This window comes from Arthrobacter sp. E70, assembly GCF_058266945.1.
On the sequence record NZ_JBYQFR010000020.1, the window covers coordinates 37,195 to 58,703 of the forward strand.

Consider the following 21,509-nt stretch of genomic DNA (forward strand, 5'->3'; position numbering starts at 1 on the left):
TCCACACTCAAAACCGTATGAGCATCGTGACTGGTCCTGCCGCATTAGCTGCGGTGTGTCGTGTCGCTGCTGGCAAATCATTGGATTTATGAAGGATGCGAGGCAAGCCAGGGCGCCAGGAGGCCTTCCGGGACTTCTTCCGAAGTGAGGGCGAACGAGCGGTGGTCGGCCCATTCCCCGTTGATGTGCAGGAAACGGGGACGGTACCCCTCGTCACGGAACCCCAGCTTCTCCACCACCCGCAGGCTGGGTCCGTTCTCGGGGCGGATGTTGATTTCCATCCGGTGCAGGCCGAGGGTGCGGAAGCAGTGGTCGGTGACCAGTGCAACGGAGGTGGGAGCTATGCCCCGGCCGGCCCGTGCCTTGTCCACCCAGTAGCCCAGGGTGGCCATCATCGCCGAGCCCCAGACAATGGACGACACGGTCAACTGGCCGACGATGACCGGGTTCCTGTGTCCTGGCGTCCACTCCGTGATCAGGAACGGCAGCGCCGTACCCTGGGCAGCCTGCGCGTTGAGCGAGCGGACCATGTGACGGTAATCCGGTAGCCCGCCGCCCGGCTCTGGATTGGAGGCCTCCCAGGGTGCCAGCCACTCGCTGTTGCGGGACCGCACCTCGGTCCACTCCTTCTTGTCCCGGTACCTGATGGGCCGCAGGACGAGGTCGCCGCACTCCAGCGTGACGGGCCAGATGGGACCAGCGCGCACGGCGTTACCCGGACAGGCCGGCAGCGAATCCGGGCAGCCATTCCCGAAGCCCCGGGCCCAGGTCATCGCTGTCGACGGCAAGCTGGATGCAGGCCTGGAGGTAGCTGAGCTTGTCGCCTGTGTCGTAGCGGCGGCCACGGAACACCACGCCGTAGACCCCGTAACCCTCCCCCTCGCCGGATGCCAGTTCCTGCAAGGCGTCAGTGAGCTGGATTTCGCCGCCGCGTCCCGGTTCCGTCTTTTCGAGGACATTGAAAACAGCGGGGTGCAGGACGTATCGCCCGATCAGGGCCAGGTTGGACGGCGCTTCCTCCGGAGAGGGTTTCTCCACCAGCCGGTTCACGCGGACGTAGCCTTCGCCGTCGAACTCCTCAACGTCAGCACAGCCATAAGCGCTGATCTGCGAGGGTTCCACTTCGATCAGCGCCACGACGGAACCTCCGGTCCTGGCCTGGACATCGATCATCGTGCTGAGGAGTTCGTCGCGGGGGTCGATGAGGTCGTCCCCGAGCAGGACCGCGAAGGCTTCCTCCCCCACGTGCTGCCTGGCCCGGAGGACGGCGTGGCCCAGGCCCAGGGGGTCACCCTGCCGGACATAGTGGATATCGCCGAGCTTGCTGGCGGCCTGGATGGCTTCCAGCTTCGCGGTGTCACCCTTCTCCGCCAGCATCGACTCAAGTGATGGCACACGGTCAAAATGGTCTTCGAGCGCCCGTTTATTGCGGCCGGTGATCATCAGGACGTCGTTGAGGCCAACGTTGACGGCTTCCTCCACCACGTACTGGATGGCAGGCTTGTCAACGACAGGAAGCATTTCCTTCGGCATGGCTTTAGTGGCGGGCAGGAACCTGGTACCCAGGCCGGCTGCAGGGATGACGGCTTTGCGGACCCTCGGGTTACTGGTAGTCACCGGACTAATCTAACGTCAGCGTCAAGCATTTCCGTAACTATCGAAAGCCCAGGCAGGTCCACGGCGGCCCGCCACAAGCCGTCAGCCGGCGGGCAGAGCAGGAAGGACACCATGCTGCAGGAGTCGAACACCATCAAGGACGGCATCCGTGCCGCGCACCGACGGCGCCGGGCCACCCTAACCCCGGGGCAACTCGAGTCCGCGGGCGCGGGGCTGGCACTGCATGGCGAAGCATGGGCAGGGTCTGTAACCGGCGGGCGTCCCGCAACGGTGTGCGTCTATCTCGGCGTGGGCAAGGAACCTCCCACCCTGCCGTTGATCGCCGCCCTGCACGCCAGCGGCCACAAGGTCCTCCTTCCGGTGTGCGAACCGGGCCGGGAATTGAGCTGGGTGTTCTGGACGCCGGAAGTGGGCTTCTCGCGCAGCAAGTACGCGCCCATCCTGGAACCGGACGGTCCCCGGCATGGGCCTGACGTGGCCGGCGAGGCCCAGGCGCTCTTCATACCGGCGACGGCAGTGGACCTCGCGGGCAACAGGATCGGCCAGGGCGGCGGCTACTACGACAAGTTCCTGGGGCACCTGGCGACGGCCGGGAAGGACATCCCGCTGGCCGCCGTGATCTACGACGAGGAACTGCTGCCTGAGGGCAGGATTCCCGCGGAAGAATTCGACCGGCCGGTCCCGGCAGTCCTCCTCCCGTCCGGGCTCCGGCACTTGAACGGGGGCGCCTGAGCGGCGGCCGGGCCAGGCCCCTCCCGGGCACGGAGGATGCTAGAATTGGCACTCAGGCCCTGCGACTGCTAACGGTTCACCACGTGGCAGCACGGGACCTCTCGTTTGCCCAAGAGGAGGAGCACCAGTGCCAACATATGCTTACGCCTGCAAGGATTGCGGCCACGCCTTCGACATCGTCCAGTCGTTCTCGGACAGCAGCCTGACGTCATGCCCTGAGTGCAACGGGACGCTGCGCAAGAAGTTCAACAGCGTTGGCGTCGTCTTCAAGGGCTCGGGCTTCTACCGCACCGACTCCCGCGACACGAAGGGGAGTTCCGTCTCCCCCGCCCCAGCGGCGGCCCCGGCAGCTCCAGCTGCAACCCCGGCCCCGGCCCCGGCGGCTGCAGCAAGCTAGCCCCCTCCGCGATGCCGACGGCGGCCAGGCGCATTCCAGCGCCGGGCCGCCTTCGTGTCGGCAGCGGTGCTTTCGGGCACCATTTTGCCTTGGCGGAAACGCACCGGGAGCGTTGCCCGCCCTGCGGCACTATTGTCCACATAGCCGGCGTCCGACCTGTCCAGCCTCTTTCGCCCGGCACTAGCGTGGGCTCATGCCTGCTCATCCGTTCCGTGTCCGCCGCGGCAACTCCCGCATTGCCGGTAATCCACGCCTGACCGGCAACTCCCGTCCGTCCAGCCGCTCGCGCCCCCCGAACAGGCGCCTGCCAGTCCGCTTCGCCGCATGGCTGAGCCGGAACAGGCGCCTCGCCGCGGCTTTGCTGCTCTGCGCCGCCGCATCCTTGACCGTCCAACAGCTGACCCCGGCCCCTGTGGCCACCGTTGCGGCACTCGCCGCTGCCCGTGACCTGCCGGCCGGGACCGCCCTCGCCGCATCGGACCTGGCGCCCGTGCGCGTGCCGCCCGGGGTAGTTGCCGAAGGCTTTCTCCACGATCCAGGCACCGCAGCAGGCAAGCAGTTGGCGGCCCCGTTGCGAAAGGGTCAGCTCCTCACCGACGCGCAACTGCTTGGTCCCGGGCTCCTGACAGGGACCCCGCCGGGTTCGGCGGCTGTCCCCTTAAGGATGGCCGATGCCTCGTCCACCCAGCTGGTCGCTCCGGGCCAGCTGGTGAATGTTGTCCTCACATCGGCCAATGGATTCGACCAGCAGGGACCGTCAGAAGTGCTGGCCTCGGCGGTCCCCGTGCTGTGGACCTCGAACAAAGGCGGGCAAAGCGGACAGTGGCTGGGCACCACCGAGACGGATGGCCTGATCGTTGTGGCAGCAGGCCGCGAGCAGGCAGCCCGTCTCGCCGGAGCGTCAACTCAGGGCAGGCTGTTCTTTGTCCTGGTAGGACCACCGTAAGCTGCCGGCGCGCCCGCCGGCGTCCTGGTCAGCCCCAGTGCGGCGGCTTCTGCTCCTTCAGCCAGGCATCGTGGTCGTCATCCCGGTCACCCCAGCTGCGGGCGTCGTCTTCTGCGGCCTTGGTGGGCAGGATGCCGCCGGACACCGGGACAGGGCCTCGGGATGCGGCGCCGGCCGGACCGGCAGCCTCAGCAGTTGCGCCGTCCTGGGAGTTATCTTCCTGCTTCATGTCTTCCTGCGACGTCTCTTCCTGTGATGACTCTTCCTGTGATGACTCTTTGGCGTTGTCCTTGGCTGCACTGTCCTGGCCTGGCTTGCTTGGACTTGCACCATCATGGCCAGCACCGTCCTGGCCAGCACGGTGCCTGGTCAGGTAGACGGCACCGGCGGAGGGCGTATCGATACCATTGAGCGCCTGGTCGACGTCGTCGTCAAGGAAGCCGCCCGACGTCGTGGTCCGGCCCGGGAGCACGACTTTTTCCAAGCCAAGGTACCCGGCGATCCGGTCGGCGCAGGCCGAGGGATCGGTGAAAACCTCGATGGTCCACAGCGGCATGTACCGCCACCCCAGCCGTTCCAGCAACTGCGGGCGGAGCCGGCTCCGTTCCCGCACGCTCATGGTGCGGTACTGCTCGGTGCCGTCAGACTCGATCGCCACTGGCCAGGGAAGGTCAGCGTCGTCCTGGCCCATGGTGCTCAGGGGGTCGGCCGCGGCAACAACGTCAATGGCGCCGTCGTACTGGTGCCACACCCTGGCGCCGCGTGCCCGCAGCCGGTCTCCCAGGTCTGCCACCAGCGGATCAGCCCCAAGCGCCTGCTCGCTGGCAGCCGCACGGGAAGCCGGCGTACCGAGGTCCGTGTTGCCGGAAATTTCCCGGTTCAGCAGCGCGTAGAGGTCCACGGCTCCATGTGTCAGGCGGGTATGGTCCAGGTCTTCCGGCCGGAAGCACGTCAGCACATGCATGGACCGCCTGGCGCGGGTCATGGCCAATGCAAACTTCTCCCTGCCGCCTTCCGCCGAGAGCGGCCCGAAGCTGTGCAGCGCCCGGCCGTGGGGAGTGCGGCCGAAGCCTGGCGAGAAGATCACATGGTCCCGGACCAGGCCCTGCGCGCGCTCCAGGTCCACCACCCGGAAGGATTCCGGGCCTGCCCCAAAGAAGCCGGCCAGGCCTGGATGGTTTGCAAGCTGGAGCCGGATGGATTCGCCAATCCTGGCGGCGTGACGGAGGCTGGCGGTGACCACGGCCAGTGAGGTCCGGGGGCGCATGCGGGCGTGTTCGAAGACCAGCTCCACTACGCGGTTCACTTCGGCGACCACAGATTCCACGCCCTCATGGTCGGCACTGGGAAGTCCGGTGCCGTCGGAAAGGTATTCCACCAGGAGGGACCGGTCCAGCCCCGTGGCGGACTGGCCTTCCGGCAGCCGGCGGAGGCCGCCGTCGTAGAAGTCCTTGCTCAGTTGCAGGACCAGATCCTCGTCAACAGCGCGGTACACCACGTTCAGCCGCCATACGGGCAGGACTGCCGAGAGCGCGTTAAAGGCGCTCTCCACGCGCTGGTGGGCAGACTCGCCCGGCGCCAGGCGTTCGACGCCTACCGTGAAGGTCCGGGGACTGGCGATCCGTGCGTCCCCGAACGCGATGACCTGCCGCGCACGGGCAAGGGACGGCAGAACCGCCTGGAGCGACGTGGCCTCGGCATCGAGGACCACGACGGCATCGAAGTGCTGTTCAGCCGGGAGCAGCCCGGTCATGAGGTACGGGCTGACGGACCAGACCGGGACAAGGGTGCCGATGAGGTCCGGGGCCTGGGCGGTCAATGCGGGCAGCGATACCCGGCCGTCCTTCAGCAGGCTGCGCAGGAGGTCGGCCTGGCGGGGCTGGGCCGCGATCGCGGTGCGCCACCGCTCGGCCAGGTCCCAGCGCAAGCGCGCCGCTCCGCTGGCAATGTGGGCGTTGTCCGCCAGCCGGTACTCCGCCTCAAGCTGGCGGAGGGCGTCGCCGTCTGACATGGCCAGGTAGTCGTCGCCGCTGATCATGGCCTCAAGCGCGGACTGCCACCAGGCCAGTTCGAGTTCGGCGGCCACCGATCCTTCCGGCACCTCCCGCTCCGCGAGGTCGGCCAGGAGCTCGCCCAGGCCGTGCTCGCGCATGTTCTCCACCAGGAGGGTGCGTTCGGGCAGTGTCTTGAGCGTGTCGGTATCGGCCACCAGGCGTTCCAGGCGTTCCATCAGCTGCCCGTACGGGGCGGTGGCCAGGGAGCCGCCGGCTTCAGTGTGCCGCAGGGCCTCCCCCAGCTGGCTGAGCTCGCGGTCCAGGCCACGGTACATCGCGTTCATCTCGGCAAGGCCGGACGGAACGGCGGGGTGCCGCTGCGTGGTGGCGTAGCCGGCCCAGAGCGCCCGCTGCTCCTGGACCAGGAGCAGCGAGGTGTGCAGGTCTGCGATGTGCACACCAGGTCGGACGTATTCCTTGGCCACCCGGCGCAGCCGCGAGCGTTGCATGGAGGTCATCTCGATGCCCCGTTCGCGCCGCCAGGCGGAGGACGCAGTGGCGGAGATCAGGTCCGTCACCGGGCGGTCGAAGATGTCCGGGGTGAATTTGTCCAGGCTGCCGCGCACCGCGACAAGCAGTTCCAGCTGTTCGCCCCACTCGGCAAACGATTCGCCGAGCCGGATTTCCGCATGCTCGGCCACGGCGTTCATGCGCTCACGCAGGATGGGAAGGCTCTTGGCCACGGAACGGACCAGGTCCTGGGCTTCCTCTGTTTCCTTGCGGGTCAGCAGCCTGGCCCCGTGCCACGGACTGGTGGTGGCAGCCTTGCTGAAGCTGCCCAGCTCCGCGGCCCGACGCAGCCTGGTAGCCAGTTCCTCGCGGTCCCTGATGCTGTCCAGGACGCTCCGCTTGAGCCTGACCGTGGTGGCCGGGGCCGGGTGGATGGACGTGAGTTCCGCCAGGGACTGCATGGCCTGGTACGGCGAGCAGCCCCACCGCTCCCTGACGTTATGCAGCGACGCCACGTGGTCCATGAGCGCGTGCCGGTGCTCCGTCAGCGTGCTGTGCAGGTTTCCCAGCTGGGGTTCCAGGGACTTCTCGTTGCGGACAATGGCCCGGACCAGCTGGCCCTTCAGCTGCTGCGCGGTGACGTTTCCCGATAGCTGGAACAGGATGGACTCGAGCCCCAGTGACTCAAGCTGGGCCGAGACTTCATTCAGGCTGGCCCGGCGGTCGCCCACCACGAGAACGGTCTTGCCGGCATCCACCAGGGCGCCGATCGTGTTGATGGCGGTCTGGGTCTGTCCGGTGCCGGGAGGCGTGCTGACCACCAGGGAGTCGCCGGCGCGGGCGGCATCGATGACGTACTGCTGGTCCCTGTCCGCGTCCAACAGCAGCAGCTCGTCCTTGGGGTGCCGGTTGTCCAGCGGAGGAAAGCGGGAGGGGTCGGGTTCCTCGACGTCCACCACTTCGCCCCCCGCTGCGGTTGCCAGCGCGGAGATCAGGGGGTTGGAATCATTGATCCAGGGGTCGTCGAGGTTGCCGGAGAGGTCCGCGAAGGTGGACACCAGCAGGTTGTGCTGGGTTTCCGCACCGTGGATGGGCCGGATCAGTGTTGCCAGCCGGTCCAGGACAGGCTGGGGGTCGAACCGGGCGGTGCTGTAGGCCAGGCGGGTGACCGCGTTGACGTCGAAGACGATCCCGTGGACGTTCTTCAGGTGCCGCACCAGGGCAGGGTTGATGTGCGCCTGCTCGGTCAGCTGGAGTTCGAAGTCGTCCTCCCCGGGCCGCACAGTCAGGGAGATGGCGGTGAGCATCACCGGCGCGGACACCCGCTGCGGCTTGCCCCCGACGGCGGAGGTCCACACCACCGTGCCGGCCGAAAGGTACCCGGCGTCGATGCCGCGGTCGTTGGCGAGTTCGAAGATCTTGGACCGGATGTTCCGCGAAGCCCGCGCCGCCACCACATACTGCTGACGGTCCCGGATCAGCGTGGACAGGCGCGTGCGGCGCCCGGCCATGAGCTGGGCCAGGCCTGACGGGTGCGCCGAGGTGAGGTCGATGGAGCCTTCGGGCGTCTTGGTGAAGCGCAGCATCGTGTCCGCGCCGGTGACGGGTTTGAGTCCCGACAGCCATTTACGAAGCTCTTCCGAGCCTTCCGGGTGGCCTTGACCAACTGACACTTCTGCCTTCTTTTCTGCGCTTGCACGTGACGCCCTGGACCATACCGGCATAGTTTCGAGAGTAGCCGCTCCGGTCCCGGTCTTGAGAGACCGCAACACTGGGGCAAGGGAAATTGGTGAGGATTTCACCGGGGAAAAGCAGTGGCCGGCCCCCGCTGGCGGAGGCCGGCCACTCAGAATGCTATTCCCACTCGATGGTTCCCGGCGGCTTGCTGGTCACATCCAGCACCACCCGGTTAACGCCGTCCACCTCGTTCGTGATCCGGTTGGAGATCCTGGCCAGGAGGTCGTACGGCAGGCGCGACCAGTCGGCGGTCATGGCGTCTTCGGAGGAGACGGGGCGGAGCACGATGGGGTGGCCGTAGGTGCGGCCATCGCCCATGACGCCGACGCTGCGGACGTCGGCCAGCAGGACCACGGGCATCTGCCATACCTCGTTGTCCAGCCCGGCTGCGGTCAGTTCCGCGCGCGCGATGGCGTCGGCCTTCCGCAGCAGGTCCAGCCGCTCCTTGGTGACGTCGCCGACGATGCGGATGCCCAGGCCCGGGCCCGGGAACGGCTGGCGGCCGACGATTTCCTGCGGCAGGCCCAGCTGGGCGCCGACGGCGCGGACTTCGTCCTTGAACAGGGCGCGCAGGGGTTCCACGAGCTCGAACTGGAGGTCCTCGGGGAGCCCGCCCACGTTGTGGTGGCTCTTGATGTTCGCAGCGCCCTCGCCGCCGCCGGATTCGACGACGTCCGGGTACAGCGTGCCCTGGACCAGGAACTTGATCTTCTCGCCGTGGGCAGCGGCTTCGGCGATGATGGCCAGTTCGGCTTCCTCGAAGGCGCGGATGAACTCGCGGCCGATGATCTTGCGCTTGGTCTCGGGGTCGCTGACTCCTGCCAGGGCCGAGAGGAAGCGTTCCTGCTCGTTGGCGACGTACAGCTTGACGCCGGTGGCGGCCACGAAGTCGCGCTCGACCTGCTCGGCCTCGCCTTCGCGCAGCAGGCCGTGGTCAACGAACACGCAGGTGAGCTGGTCGCCCACTGCGCGCTGGACCAGTGCCGCCGCGACCGCGGAGTCCACGCCTCCGGAGAGGCCGCAGATCACCCGGGCGTCCCCGATCTGCTGGCGGATGCGCTCCACCTGCTCTTCGAGGATGTTGCCCGTGGTCCAGTTGGGCTCAATCTTGGCGCAGTTGAACAGGAAGTTCTCCAGCACCTGCTGGCCGTAGGCCGAGTGCTTGACCTCCGGGTGCCACTGCACGCCGAAGAGGCCCTTTTCCTCGTTGGCGAAGGCAGCCACCTCCGCGCCCGCGGTCGTTGCCAGGACTTCGAAGCCTTCCGGCGCACTGTGGACGGAGTCGCCGTGGCTCATCCAGGTCTTCTGGTGCTGGGGCATGCCCTCGAGGACGGAGCGGCCCTCGCCCAGGATGGTGGTTTCGGTGGATCCGTACTCCCGCAGCCCCGTCTTGTCCACCTTGCCGCCCAGGGCGTTGGCCATGGCCTGGAAGCCGTAGCAGATGCCAAAGACGGGGACGCCCGCTTCGAAAAGGTCGGCACCTACGCTCGGGGCGCCGTCGGCGTAAACGCTGGAAGGTCCGCCGGACAGGATGATGGCGGCGGGATTCTTGGCCAGGAGCTGCTCGGTGCTGTAGGTATGCGGAACCACTTCCGAATACACATTCGCTTCCCTGACGCGGCGGGCAATCAGCTGCGCGTACTGGGCACCGTAGTCAACTACCAGCACCGGCTTCTGGGAAGTCTGGGATGCAGTGGGAGTAGTCACCGTAATAGCCTACTTGGCGCCCTTGCACCGGCGCACCTTGGGAGGCCGGGCTGTGACGGAGCAAACGTCCCGGCAACCGGAGCAGCTGGGCGTCAGTACCGCTGCGGGGCCTGCGGATGGGCGGCCAGTTCGGCTTCGACCTCGGCGTGGAACTTCTTCTCCACGATGAAGGACAGGAACGGCACCACGCCGCCCAGGGCCAGCAGGACCAGCTTGAGGAACGGCCAGCGCATCAGCGACCACAGCCGGAAGTTGGAGATCAGGTACACCACGTACATCCAGCCGTGGACTATCAGGACCGTGACGGACACGTTGACGCCGTTGATGACCCCCGGAGGTTCAGCGTCCGCGAAGCCGAAGCCGAAGGGCTGGCCTGTGACGGCATTGGTGCCACCGGCGAACAGGTACTGCCCGAAGCCGTAGCGGGCAACGAGTTCGGCACACAGCAGGAGCAGCATGGTGCCGGTGAGGTAGGCCATGACCTTGTAGAACTTCAGGGCCGAGCGGATCTGGGCCTCCGTGCCGCCGAAGCGGCGCTTCTTGCCGGCGGCCTTGCCGGTGGTGGCCTGCGTGGACGGGTTGGCCGGTTTCGGATCAATCATGGCTGTACCTTCTGCTGGGGCGTTTCATGCTGTTCGGGTGTGGCGGAAGCTTCGGCTTCATCGAGGGCTTCCTCGAGGTCCCGGTGGTAGTCGTCCTTGACCAGCCGCCACCAGATGAAGACGGCAAAGCCGGCGAAGACCACCCATTCGATGGAGTAGAAGAGGTTCAGCCAGTTGACGTGCTGGGCCGGCGGCTGTGGGCCGATGTCCAACGGAAGCAGCGTTCCGGGCACTGCTGATGCACTGACGTCAGCGCCGTCCACTACTTCAGCCGTGGCGGAGACAAAGCCGGGGTAGCTGCTGACCTCCCAGTAGTTGATCAGTTCAGCGACCGATACCGCAGAGGCCTCGCCCGGCTGCGGCGCCTTGCCTGGCACCGGCGCTTCGGACGGCAGCAGCCGGCCCGTCAGTTCCACGGTGCCCGACGGCGGGGCTGCCGCGTCACCGGGTGCGGCCACCCACCCGCGTGCCACCGGAATCCAGGTCTGGGGTGACGCTGCGGCTCCGGTCAGTGCGGGTGCACCGTTGACGGCAAAGGCGGACACCACCCAGTAGCCGCTCTTTCCATCATGGAGGCGGCCCGGGACAAGGACCTGCTTGTCGGGGCTGTAGGTTCCCTGGGCGGTAACCATCTGGTCGGCTACGCTTCCGTGGAAGAACTCCCCCGGCTGCAGGGTGGCGGTGAGCGGCTGGACTTGCTCGGTGGTCGGATTCACCGGCACCTCGGGCCGCGTGGAGCGCCCAAACTGCCATTGGCTCAGCAGCACAAAGACCCCGGAAAGGGCGATCGCAAAGATGAAGCCTGCGATCCAGCGGGGCTTAAGGGCTGTTTTCCACACGTCTTAACCGTACTTCGTACTTCTGTAGAACAACTAAACGCCGGGAGGTCCTGCCCGGCGTGCGGAACCTCCGGGAAGCGTGCCTAGTGGTCGAAGAACACCAGGCTTGAGTTGATGAGCTCGGCGATCACTTCGGCGTCGTAGGCGCGGCGCAGCGACTCGCGGAAGGATTCCTTGGACAGTGACCGTGCCAGGGTGGCCAGCACCTCAAGGTGGTCAGAGAACGAGCTCGCGGGGGTGGCGATCAACAGGATCACCGTGGCAGGCCCGTCGGCCGCTCCGAAGTCCAGGGCGTGGCCGTACTTGGCGACTCCAACAGCGATTGAGGTTTGGGAGACGAACTCGCTGCGCGCATGCGGCAGTCCGATCCCACCGGGGAGGCCTGTGGCCAGCTGGTGCTCCCGGGCATTGACGTTCTTCAGGAACCCGTCAAGATCCGATATGCGCCCCGCCGCGTACAGCCGCTCCGCCAATTGCGTGGTGGCGTCGGTCTTGTCCTTCGCCTCCATTTCGAGGATCACCATCTCAGCGGTGGTGAGGTGGGCGTCATACGGGTCCAGTGGTTCCGCCAAGGCGTATCCCTTCGGTCAGCAGTGGGGCGAGCGGCCCCTTAACGCAAGGGCACGATGTCTTCCGCGCCCAGGCGGGCGGCGTCTGCGGATTCGTCGTCCGGCTGTTGCTGGCTGAGGCGTTCGGCCTCCACGCGGGCAAGGTAGTGCCGGACTTCGTTTTCACGCTGCGCGTCGCTCCAGCCAAGGACGTCACCCATCAGTTTAGCGACTACCGGAGCAGCGGACACGCCGCGGTCCCAGGCCTCGATGGAGATCCGTGTCCGGCGGGTCAGGACGTCCTGCACATGGCGGGCGCCTTCGTGCGTGGCTGCGTACACGGCCTCTGCCTGAAGGTAGTCGTCCGCTCCCGGGATGGGCTCAGCCAGCTCCGGGTTCTCGTCGATGATGGCCAGTACCTCAGGCGTCATGGACCCGTACCGGTTGAGCAGGTGCTCGATCCGCGCCACATGGACCCCGGATTCCTCCGCTGTACGGTTCCGGCGGTTCCAGGCTGCCCGGAAACCGCTGGCCCCCAGCAGCGGGATGGTTTCGGTGCAGCTCGGCGGGACACGTTCATCCATGGTGCGGGTGGCTTCGTCAACGGCGTCCTTGGCCATGACGCGGTAGGTGGTCCATTTTCCGCCGGCAACGACCACCAGGCCGGGCACGGGGTGCGCCACCACGTGTTCGCGGGACAGTTTGGCGGTGGAGTCGTTTTCACCGGCAAGCAGGGGCCGCAGCCCGGCGTAGACCCCTTCGACGTCCTCCCTGGTGAGCGGACGCTTCAGGACGCGGTTGACGTGTTCGAGGATGTAGTCGATGTCCTTGCTGGACGCAGCCGGATGCGCCTTGTCCAGGTGCCAGTCCGTGTCCGTGGTGCCGATGATCCAGTGCCTGCCCCACGGGATGACGAAGAGGACGGACTTTTCGGTGCGCAGGATCAGACCCACCGTGGACTGGAAACGGTCCCGCGGCACCACCAGGTGGATGCCCTTGGACGCCCGGACCTTCAACTGGCCGCGGTCCGTCACCATGGCCTGGGTCTCGTCGGTCCAGACGCCGGTGGCGTTGATGACCTGCTTGGCGCGGATCCGGAACTCTGTCCCGTCCTCCCGGTTGGCCACCTTGGCGCCCACCACGCGTTCCCCCTCGCGCAGGAAATCCACCACGGCCATCTGGTTCACGGCATGGGCCCCGTAGTAGGCCGCGGTCCGGACCAGGTTGGCCACGTACTTGGCGTCGTCCACCTGCCCGTCGTAGTACCGGATGGATCCTACGAAGGCGTCATTCTTCAGGCTCGGCGCGGCCCGGAGGGTCCCCCGTTTGCTGAGGTGCTTGTGGAAGGGGACCCCGCGGCTGTGGCCGCTGGAGACGGACATCGCGTCATACAGCGCGATGCCGGCACCCACGTAGGGGCGTTCGATGAAGGGCTTGGTCAGGGGGTAAAGGAAGGGCACGGGACGGGCCAGGTGCGGGGCGATCTCGGAGAGCAGCAGACCGCGTTCCTGCAGGGCCTCCTTGACCAGGGCGAAGTCCAGCATTTCCAGGTAGCGCAGGCCGCCGTGGATGAGTTTGGAGGACCGGGAGGAGGTACCGGCGGCCCAGTCGCTGGCTTCGACGATGCCAACGCTGAGGCCGCGGGTCACGGCGTCGAGTGCCGCCCCGGCGCCGACGATGCCGCCGCCCACAATCAGGATGTCCAGCTCCTGGCCGGGTTCAGTGGTAGCGCGCAGCCGCTCAATGGCTGCTTCCCTGGCTTCAGGGCCCAGGACCCCGCCGTTTGCAGGAACACTCTTCATTGAACGCCTCCAGTGCCTCTAGTGCCGGTAGTAAACACACACTACTTGCTCGCGGCGCGCTTTGGGCAGGCCGGGAGGTCCGCCTCCCGGCCTGGCCAGGTCAGTTTCCTTCGTACGGGGATACGACGACGTCGACCCGCTGGAATTCCTTCAGGTCCGAATAGCCCGTGGTAGCCATGGAGCGGCGCAGCGCACCGATCAGGTTGGACGTGCCGTTCGTGTGGTGGCCGGGTCCGAAGAGGACCTCCTCCAGCGGGCCGACGGTGCCAACGTTGGCGCGGTCCCCGCGCGGCAGCTCCAGGTGGTGCGCTTCCTGGCCCCAGTGCCATCCCTTGCCCGGTGCTTCCTCTGCCCGGGCCAGGGCACTGCCCAGCATGACGGCGTCGGCGCCCATGGCAATCGCCTTGACGATGTCACCCGAGGTGCCCATGCCGCCGTCGGCAATGACGTGGACGTAGCGTCCGCCGGATTCGTCCATGTAGTCGCGCCGGGCCGCGGCGACGTCGGAGATGGCCGATGCCATGGGCGAGTGGATGCCCAGGGCGCGGCGCGTGGTGGTGGTGGCGCCGCCGCCGAAGCCCACCAGGACACCGGCCGCGCCGGTGCGCATCAGGTGCAGCGCCGGGGTGTAGCCAGCCGCTCCACCCACGATGACGGGGACGTCGAGTTCGTAGATGAACTGCTTGAGGTTCAGCGGTTCATGGTTCTTGGAGACATGCTCGGCGGACACGGTGGTCCCCCGGATGACGAAGATGTCGACGCCGGCGGCCAGGACGGTCTTGTAGTGCTCCTGGGTGCGCTGCGGGGTAAGGGATCCGGCCACGGTGACGCCGGCCTCGCGGATTTCTGCCAGGCGGGACGTGATGAGGTCCGGCTGGATGGGTGCCTGGTACAGCTCCTGCATCCGGCCGGTAACCGCGGGGCTGTTGATTTCGTCCTGCAGGGCGGCGATCTCGTCCAGGACAGCCTGGGGGTCCTCATACCGGGTCCAGAGGCCTTCCAGGTCCAGCACACCCAGCCCGCCCAGGCGGCCGAGCGCGATGGCAGTCTGCGGGGACATGGCCGAATCCATCGGGGCGGCAATGACAGGCATGCTGAACTGGTAGGCATCGATCTGCCAGGAGACGGAGACGTCCTTGGGGTCGCGGGTGCGACGGTTGGGGACGATTGCAATGTCATCCAGGGAGTAGGCACGACGCCCACGCTTGCCACGGCCGATCTCGATCTCATAAGTCACTGCTCTAGGTTATCCCAGCAGCTGCAATGCCTTGTCTAGAATGGGCCCACGCCGGCAGGGTTCCCTGGCCGGGCTTGCGAGGTTAGGGGGCCGGTGGGGATGCGCAAACGCTGGGTCTTCGACGGTCACATCGCCGGCATCGGCACGTCGTCGGGCCTGCGGGCGGTGGTGGGGATATGGCAGCACTCCCCCTTTGGGCCCTTCGCCGATGTCATGGTGCAGCACCCCTCGGGGCACCGGCAGCTGCTGGCACCCACCGAAGAAGTGGCCGGCTTTATTTCCGCCACCTACAGCTTTGACGAGGTGCAGGTGGTGGAACTTTCCGCCACGCTTGCGGACCGCGCACTGGCGGTCGACGCCGGACCCTTGGCGCTTCGGGCAGTCACCGGAGCGAGGACCTGGCTTGGGGCTGCACTGCGGGTCGTGCCGCGCGGGCTCGCAGTCCATCCTCGGTGGCTTTCCGCCGTCAGTCCGCTGGCGGCCCTGGCCGCCCCTGGTGCCCGCACCTATGGAACGGCCGGAAGCGGGAGGGTGGAGTTTTACGGGGTGAGCGACCTGCATAAGGTGGGTTCCGCCGTCGTCCGCTTTGAAGGGCACGACGCCGGTGCCCTGGCGCCCGTGCAGCCCGCCGTGACCTTCGGGTTCGGCAGCGTCCCGGTTCAGCCCAGCCTGGCACGGGTGCGCACCACGGTGCTGGAAGCCTAGGGTCCTGTCGGCTCCTCCACGCTGAGTTGGGATTCGAACATCCGGAAGTATCTCCCGCGCAGGGCCACCAGTTCCTTGTGCGTGCCCTGTTCCACAATCCGGCCGTCCTCCAGCATGTAGACCATGTCAGCCTTTTCGATGGTGGCGAGCCTGTGGCTGATGGCGATGATGGTGCTGCTGCGGTCTGCGAAGAGCCTGGTGAAGATCCGGTGCTCGGCCAGGGCGTCGATGGCGGACGTGGGCTCGTCCATCACCATGAACGATGCGTCCCGGTAGAAGTTCCTGGCCATGGCAAGCCGCTGCCATTGTCCGCCGGACAGGCCGCTCCCCTTGCGCCCGCGCGGATCCTCCATCCAGTTGCTGACGTGGTTGTCCAGGCCGTTGGGGAGCTTGTTGATGAAGTCCAGTGCCTCCGCGTCGGCGGCTGCCCGCCGGATCCGTGCGTCGTCCCGGGGAGCCGCCACATCACCGAAGTAGATGTTTTCCGCCGCGGTGGCGAACTCGTACTTGAGGAACTCCTGGCTGAGGACCGCCAGGTGCCGGTGCCAGGAGGTGACGTCGACGGCGGCGAGGTCCACGCCGTCGAGCAGCACCTGTCCGGAGTCGGGACGGTAGAGTCCGGCCAGGATACGGATGAGGGTGGATTTTCCTGCGCCGTTCTCGCCCACGATGGCGATGTGCTGGCCCTTCCGGATGGTCATGCTGATGCCCCGGATCACTTCGATATCGCTGCCCGTGTAGGTGAAGCGGATGTCCTTCAGCGCGACTTCCCGGGGCGCTTCAAGGAGGGGCGGGGCATGCTCGGAATGCACGGGCATGGCCATGAACAACTCATAGTCCTTCAGGTTGGCCAGGTCCTCGTCGATGGAGCTGAGGGAGGACACCAGGTTGTTGGCCGTGGACAGGGCACGGCTAACGATCTGCTGGACGTAGAGGAACTGGCCAACAGGCTGCGCGCGGACGATGATCTGTCCCACCACCCAGATCAGCGACACCACCTCGGCGCCGTACTGCAGTGCGTCCGCAGCCAACTGCTTGGGAATGTACCGCCGCTGGTAGTCGAGGCGGCGCCGCTCGTCGGCGTCCCGCAGTCGCGCCCTCAGGTCCATGAGGAAGCTGACGATGCCGTACAGCCTCATCTCGGCAATGTGCTGCGGCCGGAGCAGGTTGGTTTCGATCATCCGGCGCTGCCGGCGGGAGTCCACCTGGGTGTTCCAATGCGCGATCTGCTCCCGGGACAGCTTGAACTGCAGGTAGACACTCGGGACGATGGCCACCAGGACGATGACGGCGATCCACCAGCTGACCAGCAGCAGGGCGCCGATGGCCAGGATGTCCGAGACCAGCTGGGTGAAGATGGCGGCGATGCGGTCCAGGACCCGGGCGTAGGAGTCCGAGAACCTCTTGGCACGGTCGTAGAGGTCCACCGTCTCTTTGTCGTCGTAGCGCCAGAACTCGAGGGCGAGGAACCGTTCGTACATCTGGTCGCCCACGATAGCGCCCACCTTGAAGCTCATCAACTGCTGGATGTAGCGGTCCACGCTGTTGAAGGCGCCCCAAAACAAACCCAATGCGGCGGTGACGATCACGTACACGATGGCCAGGCGCCCTGCTCCGCCGTCGCCGGCATACGCTGCCGCCAAGGCCGTGGTGGTGAGGGATGCGAAGAACGTGGTGACCAGCGGCAATACCGCTGAGATCAGGGACCCGAGCACCTTCATCACCACAGCGCCCGGAGATGCGCGGAAACTGACACGGAGGACCTGGGCCACGGCCCGGGCGTAGGGGCGCAAGGCCAGCCGCTTTTGCGGATCGCGTTGAGGAGTCAGTTCCGCCGGATGGCGCGGTTGGGACATGGAATCAGCCTAGTGCCGTCAGCACACGGCGAGGTGCTTGAGGAGTGCCTCTTCGAGCTGGCTTCGCTGTCCTGGCATTATCCCCGGTGGCCAGTGGGTTGGTTCTGGGTCGTGTTGTTCGGCTGGGTAGGTGCGGCCGGCGGGTGAGGTCCAGCCGGGTGGCTCGTTGGTGGTGGCCGGGGTGGGGATCCAGCCGGTGCTGTGTTTCAGGCGGTGATGCTTCTGGCAGAGTTGTCCCAGGTTGGAAACGCCGGTGGTGCCGCCGTGTTGCCAGGCGGTGAGGTGGTCGGTGTCGTTGTCCAGGGTGCGGTTGCTGCAGCCGGGAAAGGTGCACTTTCCATCCCGCATCCGGATCCACCGCTTGACCGCCTCCGGGAGCCGGTAGCTCTTCCGCCCGATCTCCAGCGGCGCCCCGTCGCGGGGGTCGACCAGGACCCGGTAGAAGGAGTCGGCGCCGCCGGCGATCAGTTTGCGTGCCATCGAGGCGGGAATCGGCCCGTGGCCGTCGAGGATCGCGGGTTCCTCGGTGAGGCCGAGGAGTGCGAACACCGGCACCATCACCAGCACATCGGCCCGGGGTGTTGGCACGTTGCCGAGGTCCTGGTTGCCGGGCTCCACGGCGTTTCCCGCGCCGAGGAGCACGCTGGCGGCGATGTCGGGGCGGAGCTGGGTGAGGGTGCGGGGTTCGTCGGGGCCTTGGAGGCCGCGGGCGATGGCGGTGGTGCGGTTCCAGATCGCGCTGGCGGTGTCGCCGGGCAGGTGGAGCGTGATCAGGGCCATCCCGTCCCGGTCGGGCCGGTATTCCATGCGCCGGTCCGCGATCCCTTTGGCGTGCCGCTTCTCCAAAGACTCGGGGTGGTGGCGTTCGCGCCAGGCGCGGGCCTTGGCCCTGAACCGTGACGGCACAAGTTCACCGGGGGCGGCGCCGCGGGCCGGGTTCGGGGCACCGGGGTCGAAGAAGTGCTCCACCAAAGACGCAGCGCCGGCAGGGCTCAGGCCGTCGGTTTCATCCACGATGACCTTGGCGTGCTGCCACGACACCGTCCCGGCAGCCAGCGCTTCCACGACCGGCGGCAGCGCACAGACCTGCTGCGCCTGGTGGACGAAAGCACCCGCGGCCGCGGAGCTGATGGTCAGGACCCCGGCGATCTCCTCCACCACGGACATCTCGGCGTAGGTGCGCTCCGGCACGGACGCCTCCGGCGGGGTCATCGCCTGCTGGATCGCGATGCAGTCCGCTGTGTCCTGGGCCTGCCCGGCCTTGAGTTGGGCTTCCAGCCTGGACCTCAGCTCCAGCCGTTCCAGCCGGATCTCGTACTGCCGCTGCAACACATCCACACCAGCGCCGGCACTGTCACCGTCGGCGCCAGCGGAAGCAAGCGCAGCGTCCTCGACGAACAGCGCGTCAAGGGCAGCAACAGAGGCATAAACACCCTCCATCCCTGCCGCTGGACCGCTGCTGATTCCCATAGGAACATCATCCAACGGGGGTATGACATTCAACGCGGGAGGCGGCGGGAGGCAGCAAAAAGGAGGCGGGGACACCCCGCCTCCTTTTTTGGCATGCCGAAGGTTACCGCGATCCGTAGTTCGGCGCCTCGACAGTCATCTGGATGTCGTGCGGGTGCGATTCCTTCAGCCCGGCCGAGGTGATCCGGACGAACTTGCCGCGGGCCTTCAGCTCGGGGATGGTGGGCGCACCGGTGTAGAACATGGTCTGGCGCAGGCCGCCGACCAGCTGGTACGCCACCGAGGACAGCGGCCCACGGTAGGCAACGCGGCCTTCGATGCCTTCGGGGATCAGCTTGTCGTCGCCGGACACGTCGGCCTGGAAGTAGCGGTCCTTGGAGTAGGACGTGTTCTTGCCACGGGACTGCATGGCGCCGAGGGAGCCCATGCCGCGGTAGGACTTGAACTGCTTGCCGTTGACGAAGATCAGCTCGCCCGGGGACTCGTCACAGCCGGCCAGCAGGGAACCAAGCATGACGGTGTCGGCACCGGCGACCAGCGCCTTGCCGATGTCGCCGGAGTACTGCAGGCCGCCGTCGGCAATCAGCGGCACGCCCGCAGGAATGGCAGCCTTTGCGGATTCGTAGATTGCGGTGATCTGCGGGACACCCACGCCGGCCACCACGCGGGTGGTGCAGATGGAGCCCGGGCCGACGCCCACCTTGATGCCGTCCGCACCGGCGTCGATCAGTGCCTGCGCACCTTCACGGGTGGCTGCCTGGCCGCCGATGATGTCCACGTGGGCAGCTACGGGGTCGGACTTCAGGCGGCGGATCATGTCCAGCACGCCCTGCGAGTGGCCGTTGGCGGTGTCGACGAACAGGGCGTCGACACCGGCATCGACGAGTGCCATGGCGCGCTCCCAGCCGTCCCCGAAGAAGCCGATGGCGGCGCCCACACGCAGCCGGCCTTCCTCGTCCTTGGTGGCCAGCGGGTACTGCTCCGCCTTGGTGAAGTCCTTGGTGGTGATCAGGCCCTTCAGCCGGCCCTGCTCATCGACGAGGGGCAGCTTTTCAATCTTGTTCGTGGCCAGCTTGTGCGAGGCTTCCTCGCGGCTGATTCCGACGTGCCCGGTGACCAGGGGCATCTTGGTCATGACATCGCTGACCAGCCGCAGCGGGAAGTCGGACTCCGGGACGAAGCGGGTGTCGCGGTTGGTGACGATGCCCAGCAGGCGGTTGTCCTCGTCCACCACGGGCAGGCCCGAGACGCGGTACTGCGCGCAAAGGTCGTCCAGTTCACGCAGCGTGGCTTCCGGACGGATGGTGACCGGGTTGGTGATCATGCCCGATTCGCTGCGCTTGACCCGGTCCACCTGGTCGGCTTGGTCGGCGATGGACAGGTTCCGGTGCACGACGCCGAGGCCACCCTGGCGGGCCATGGCGATGGCCATCCGGGCTTCGGTGACGGTGTCCATGGCGGCGGACAGGAGCGGCGTCTGCACGGTGATGCGCTTGGAGATCCGGGAGGAGGTGTCGGCCTCGGAGGGGATCACGTCGGTGTGCCCCGGCAGGAGCAGGACGTCGTCATAGGTCAGGCCGATGAAGCCAAAGGGGTTGTGTTCGGGCTCGGTCATGAGTGCGCCTCTTACCTTGGTTGCTGGGTCACGGGTAGGGGTTGCAGCCGATGACCAGCCCGTTATTACGGAACTGGCCTGTGCAGACGGTCCTGCGGGACCACCGCGGGGGCGGCGTTCCGGGGGCAGAAAGTGTTGAGTAAATATTAGAACCTCGGCGCCGATCCCCCTATTCCGCAGGGGTAATGTGAGCAACCGCACGCGGGAATGGACCGGGACCGGCGGGACGCGTCAGCTCCAGCCCGTGGCGGCCAGCAGCCGCTGCTCGAACATGGGGATCATGGTTTCCACGTAGGTCCTGGTGAGGTGGTTGTCGTCCTTATAGACGTACACATTTCCGACGACGGCGGGGCACACCCCACGGGCGCAGATGAAGTCGCTCATGTCCATCAAGTGGAGTCCGGGCAGCTTGCCCCGGTAATTCTCCAGGGGCGAGGGGTCCACCAGCGACTCGCTCAGGGACGGGTTGCACGCGGCGGCGCCAGCCCCGTTCCGCTGCGCACATTCGGGCATGTTGAACGTGAACCGCGGGTTGTCCCGGATGCCCACGATCTCGATACCGGCCTCCGCGAAGGGCTTGACTCCTTCGAGGTAGCCCGGCACTTCCGTCTCGAATGGCGCCTCCTCATGGGTCAGGGAGGCGACGGTGAACACCGCATCCGGGCGGTGCTCCATCACGTAGGCGGAACTGGCACGGTTGTAGGCGTTGCACTGGGCGTTCCGGGTGTCAGACTCTGCTCCGAACCTGCAGGCAGGCATGAGGAGGGTCACCAGTTCCCAGCCCCGGGCGGCGGCCACTGGAGCCAGGGCAGCGAGGTACTGCTGGGCGTGCGAGTCGCCCAGCACCACGATGCGTTTGGTCGACGGCTCTTCCGGCAGTTCCTGCCGGCAGCCTTCGAGGATTGGATCACTGGTGGCGTTGGCGCCCGCGCAGGGCGTATCAATGCCGGCCCAGTCGTTGTCCAGCGCGGTGGGCCCCGGAATCGTCCGGGCCCTGGGCGCGGGCGAGTTTTCGTTTTCCGGGGTGAGTGCCAGGGCACCGGGCGTGAGCTCGCGGGGCTGTGCCGCCGTCGCGCTTTCCTCCTCGGTGAGCGTGGTCTGCCAGACGGCAACGGGCCCGGCCAGCACGGCACCGCACGCAGCGATGACGACGGCGGTGCGCCAGGCGCGCAGTTTGGGCCAGTGCCATTCACGC

The 21,509-nt window shown here is 67.0% G+C and carries 17 protein-coding genes; 4 read left to right on the top strand and 13 right to left on the bottom strand.

The features are described 5' to 3' along the window. Positions 1–86 precede the first annotated feature (86 nt). Complete coding sequence (locus AC3IMC_RS19160) at positions 87–707, bottom strand: GNAT family N-acetyltransferase (protein ID WP_490920371.1); 621 nt, start codon at positions 705–707, stop codon at positions 87–89. Between the two features lie 4 nt (positions 708–711). After that, the gene (galU, locus tag AC3IMC_RS19165; RefSeq protein ID WP_490920373.1) at positions 712–1,617 is read right to left on the bottom strand and encodes a UTP--glucose-1-phosphate uridylyltransferase GalU; all 906 of its coding nucleotides are present in this window, start codon (positions 1,615–1,617) and stop codon (positions 712–714) included. A 111-nt stretch (positions 1,618–1,728) separates the two neighbouring features. On the opposite strand from galU, the gene AC3IMC_RS19170 reads away from it, so the two are divergent. From AC3IMC_RS19170 to AC3IMC_RS19180, 3 genes are all read left to right on the top strand, one after another. Next, positions 1,729–2,349: a 5-formyltetrahydrofolate cyclo-ligase gene (locus tag AC3IMC_RS19170; protein ID WP_490920375.1), complete on the top strand. Its 621-nt coding sequence runs from the start codon at positions 1,729–1,731 to the stop codon at positions 2,347–2,349. A gap of 127 nt (positions 2,350–2,476) precedes the next feature. Then, positions 2,477–2,746 (top strand): FmdB family zinc ribbon protein, encoded by a 270-nt coding sequence (locus AC3IMC_RS19175; protein WP_490920376.1) that lies wholly within the window; start codon positions 2,477–2,479, stop codon positions 2,744–2,746. Between the two features lie 193 nt (positions 2,747–2,939). Continuing rightward, complete coding sequence (locus AC3IMC_RS19180; RefSeq protein ID WP_490920378.1) at positions 2,940–3,692, top strand: RcpC/CpaB family pilus assembly protein; 753 nt, start codon at positions 2,940–2,942, stop codon at positions 3,690–3,692. Between the two features lie 28 nt (positions 3,693–3,720). On the opposite strand, the gene AC3IMC_RS19185 is transcribed toward AC3IMC_RS19180, so the two are convergent. The 7 genes from AC3IMC_RS19185 to AC3IMC_RS19215 all read right to left on the bottom strand — a co-directional run bounded on the left by AC3IMC_RS19185 (position 3,721) and on the right by AC3IMC_RS19215 (position 14,668). Continuing rightward, complete coding sequence (locus AC3IMC_RS19185) at positions 3,721–7,920, bottom strand: AAA family ATPase (RefSeq protein WP_490920379.1); 4,200 nt, start codon at positions 7,918–7,920, stop codon at positions 3,721–3,723. A 130-nt stretch (positions 7,921–8,050) separates the two neighbouring features. After that, complete coding sequence (gene guaA, locus AC3IMC_RS19190) at positions 8,051–9,640, bottom strand: glutamine-hydrolyzing GMP synthase (protein ID WP_490920381.1); 1,590 nt, start codon at positions 9,638–9,640, stop codon at positions 8,051–8,053. 92 nt (positions 9,641–9,732) lie between these two features. Further along, positions 9,733–10,242, bottom strand: a complete 510-nt coding sequence (locus AC3IMC_RS19195) for a DUF3817 domain-containing protein (RefSeq protein ID WP_490920383.1) — start codon at positions 10,240–10,242, stop codon at positions 9,733–9,735. Next, entirely contained in the window at positions 10,239–11,081 is an 843-nt protein-coding gene (locus AC3IMC_RS19200) for an SURF1 family protein (RefSeq protein ID WP_490920384.1), read from the bottom strand. Before AC3IMC_RS19200 ends, AC3IMC_RS19195 begins: the two co-directional genes overlap by 4 nt. An 83-nt stretch (positions 11,082–11,164) precedes the next feature. Then, positions 11,165–11,653, bottom strand: coding sequence for a PTS sugar transporter subunit IIA (locus AC3IMC_RS19205; protein ID WP_490920386.1), 489 nt, complete (start codon positions 11,651–11,653; stop codon positions 11,165–11,167). 38 nt (positions 11,654–11,691) lie between these two features. Further along, the gene (locus AC3IMC_RS19210; RefSeq protein WP_490920388.1) at positions 11,692–13,431 is read right to left on the bottom strand and encodes a glycerol-3-phosphate dehydrogenase/oxidase; all 1,740 of its coding nucleotides are present in this window, start codon (positions 13,429–13,431) and stop codon (positions 11,692–11,694) included. A 100-nt stretch (positions 13,432–13,531) separates the two neighbouring features. Further along, complete coding sequence (locus tag AC3IMC_RS19215; protein WP_490920390.1) at positions 13,532–14,668, bottom strand: GuaB3 family IMP dehydrogenase-related protein; 1,137 nt, start codon at positions 14,666–14,668, stop codon at positions 13,532–13,534. Positions 14,669–14,767: 99 nt separating this feature from the next. Between AC3IMC_RS19215 and AC3IMC_RS19220 the strand changes: the two genes are divergently transcribed. Then, the gene (locus AC3IMC_RS19220) at positions 14,768–15,373 is read left to right on the top strand and encodes a hypothetical protein (RefSeq protein WP_490920392.1); all 606 of its coding nucleotides are present in this window, start codon (positions 14,768–14,770) and stop codon (positions 15,371–15,373) included. Here the strand turns inward: AC3IMC_RS19220 and AC3IMC_RS19225 are convergent. The 4 genes from AC3IMC_RS19225 to AC3IMC_RS19240 all read right to left on the bottom strand — a co-directional run. Continuing rightward, positions 15,370–17,229 carry an ABC transporter ATP-binding protein gene (locus AC3IMC_RS19225; protein ID WP_490920394.1) on the bottom strand — a complete coding sequence of 620 codons (1,860 nt, stop codon included), beginning with the start codon at positions 17,227–17,229 and terminating at the stop codon, positions 15,370–15,372. The two genes, AC3IMC_RS19220 and AC3IMC_RS19225, sit on opposite strands and share 4 nt — an antisense overlap. Before the next feature lie 18 nt (positions 17,230–17,247). Then, entirely contained in the window at positions 17,248–18,699 is a 1,452-nt protein-coding gene (locus AC3IMC_RS19230) for an HNH endonuclease signature motif containing protein (protein WP_490920396.1), read from the bottom strand. Positions 18,700–18,802: 103 nt separating this feature from the next. Then, positions 18,803–20,314, bottom strand: a complete 1,512-nt coding sequence (gene guaB, locus AC3IMC_RS19235; RefSeq protein WP_221386533.1) for an IMP dehydrogenase — start codon at positions 20,312–20,314, stop codon at positions 18,803–18,805. Positions 20,315–20,545: 231 nt separating this feature from the next. Next, a partial coding sequence (locus tag AC3IMC_RS19240; RefSeq protein ID WP_490920398.1) for an SGNH hydrolase domain-containing protein occupies positions 20,546–21,509 on the bottom strand: 964 nt, incomplete at its 5' end.

Excerpts from the sequence above, each read along its gene's own strand:
- AC3IMC_RS19225 (WP_490920394.1), bottom strand. The coding sequence starts at position 17,229 with ATGTCCCAACCGCGCCATCCGGCGGAACTGACTCCTCAACGCGATCCG.
- AC3IMC_RS19195 (WP_490920383.1), bottom strand. The coding sequence starts at position 10,242 with ATGATTGATCCGAAACCGGCCAACCCGTCCACGCAGGCCACCACCGGC.
- AC3IMC_RS19180 (WP_490920378.1), top strand. The coding sequence starts at position 2,940 with ATGCCTGCTCATCCGTTCCGTGTCCGCCGCGGCAACTCCCGCATTGCC.
- AC3IMC_RS19210 (WP_490920388.1), bottom strand. The coding sequence starts at position 13,431 with ATGAAGAGTGTTCCTGCAAACGGCGGGGTCCTGGGCCCTGAAGCCAGG.
- AC3IMC_RS19170 (WP_490920375.1), top strand. The coding sequence starts at position 1,729 with ATGCTGCAGGAGTCGAACACCATCAAGGACGGCATCCGTGCCGCGCAC.
- AC3IMC_RS19220 (WP_490920392.1), top strand. The coding sequence starts at position 14,768 with ATGCGCAAACGCTGGGTCTTCGACGGTCACATCGCCGGCATCGGCACG.
- AC3IMC_RS19230 (WP_490920396.1), bottom strand. The coding sequence starts at position 18,699 with ATGGGAATCAGCAGCGGTCCAGCGGCAGGGATGGAGGGTGTTTATGCC.
- guaB (WP_221386533.1), bottom strand. The coding sequence starts at position 20,314 with ATGACCGAGCCCGAACACAACCCCTTTGGCTTCATCGGCCTGACCTAT.
- AC3IMC_RS19185 (WP_490920379.1), bottom strand. The coding sequence starts at position 7,920 with ATGCCGGTATGGTCCAGGGCGTCACGTGCAAGCGCAGAAAAGAAGGCA.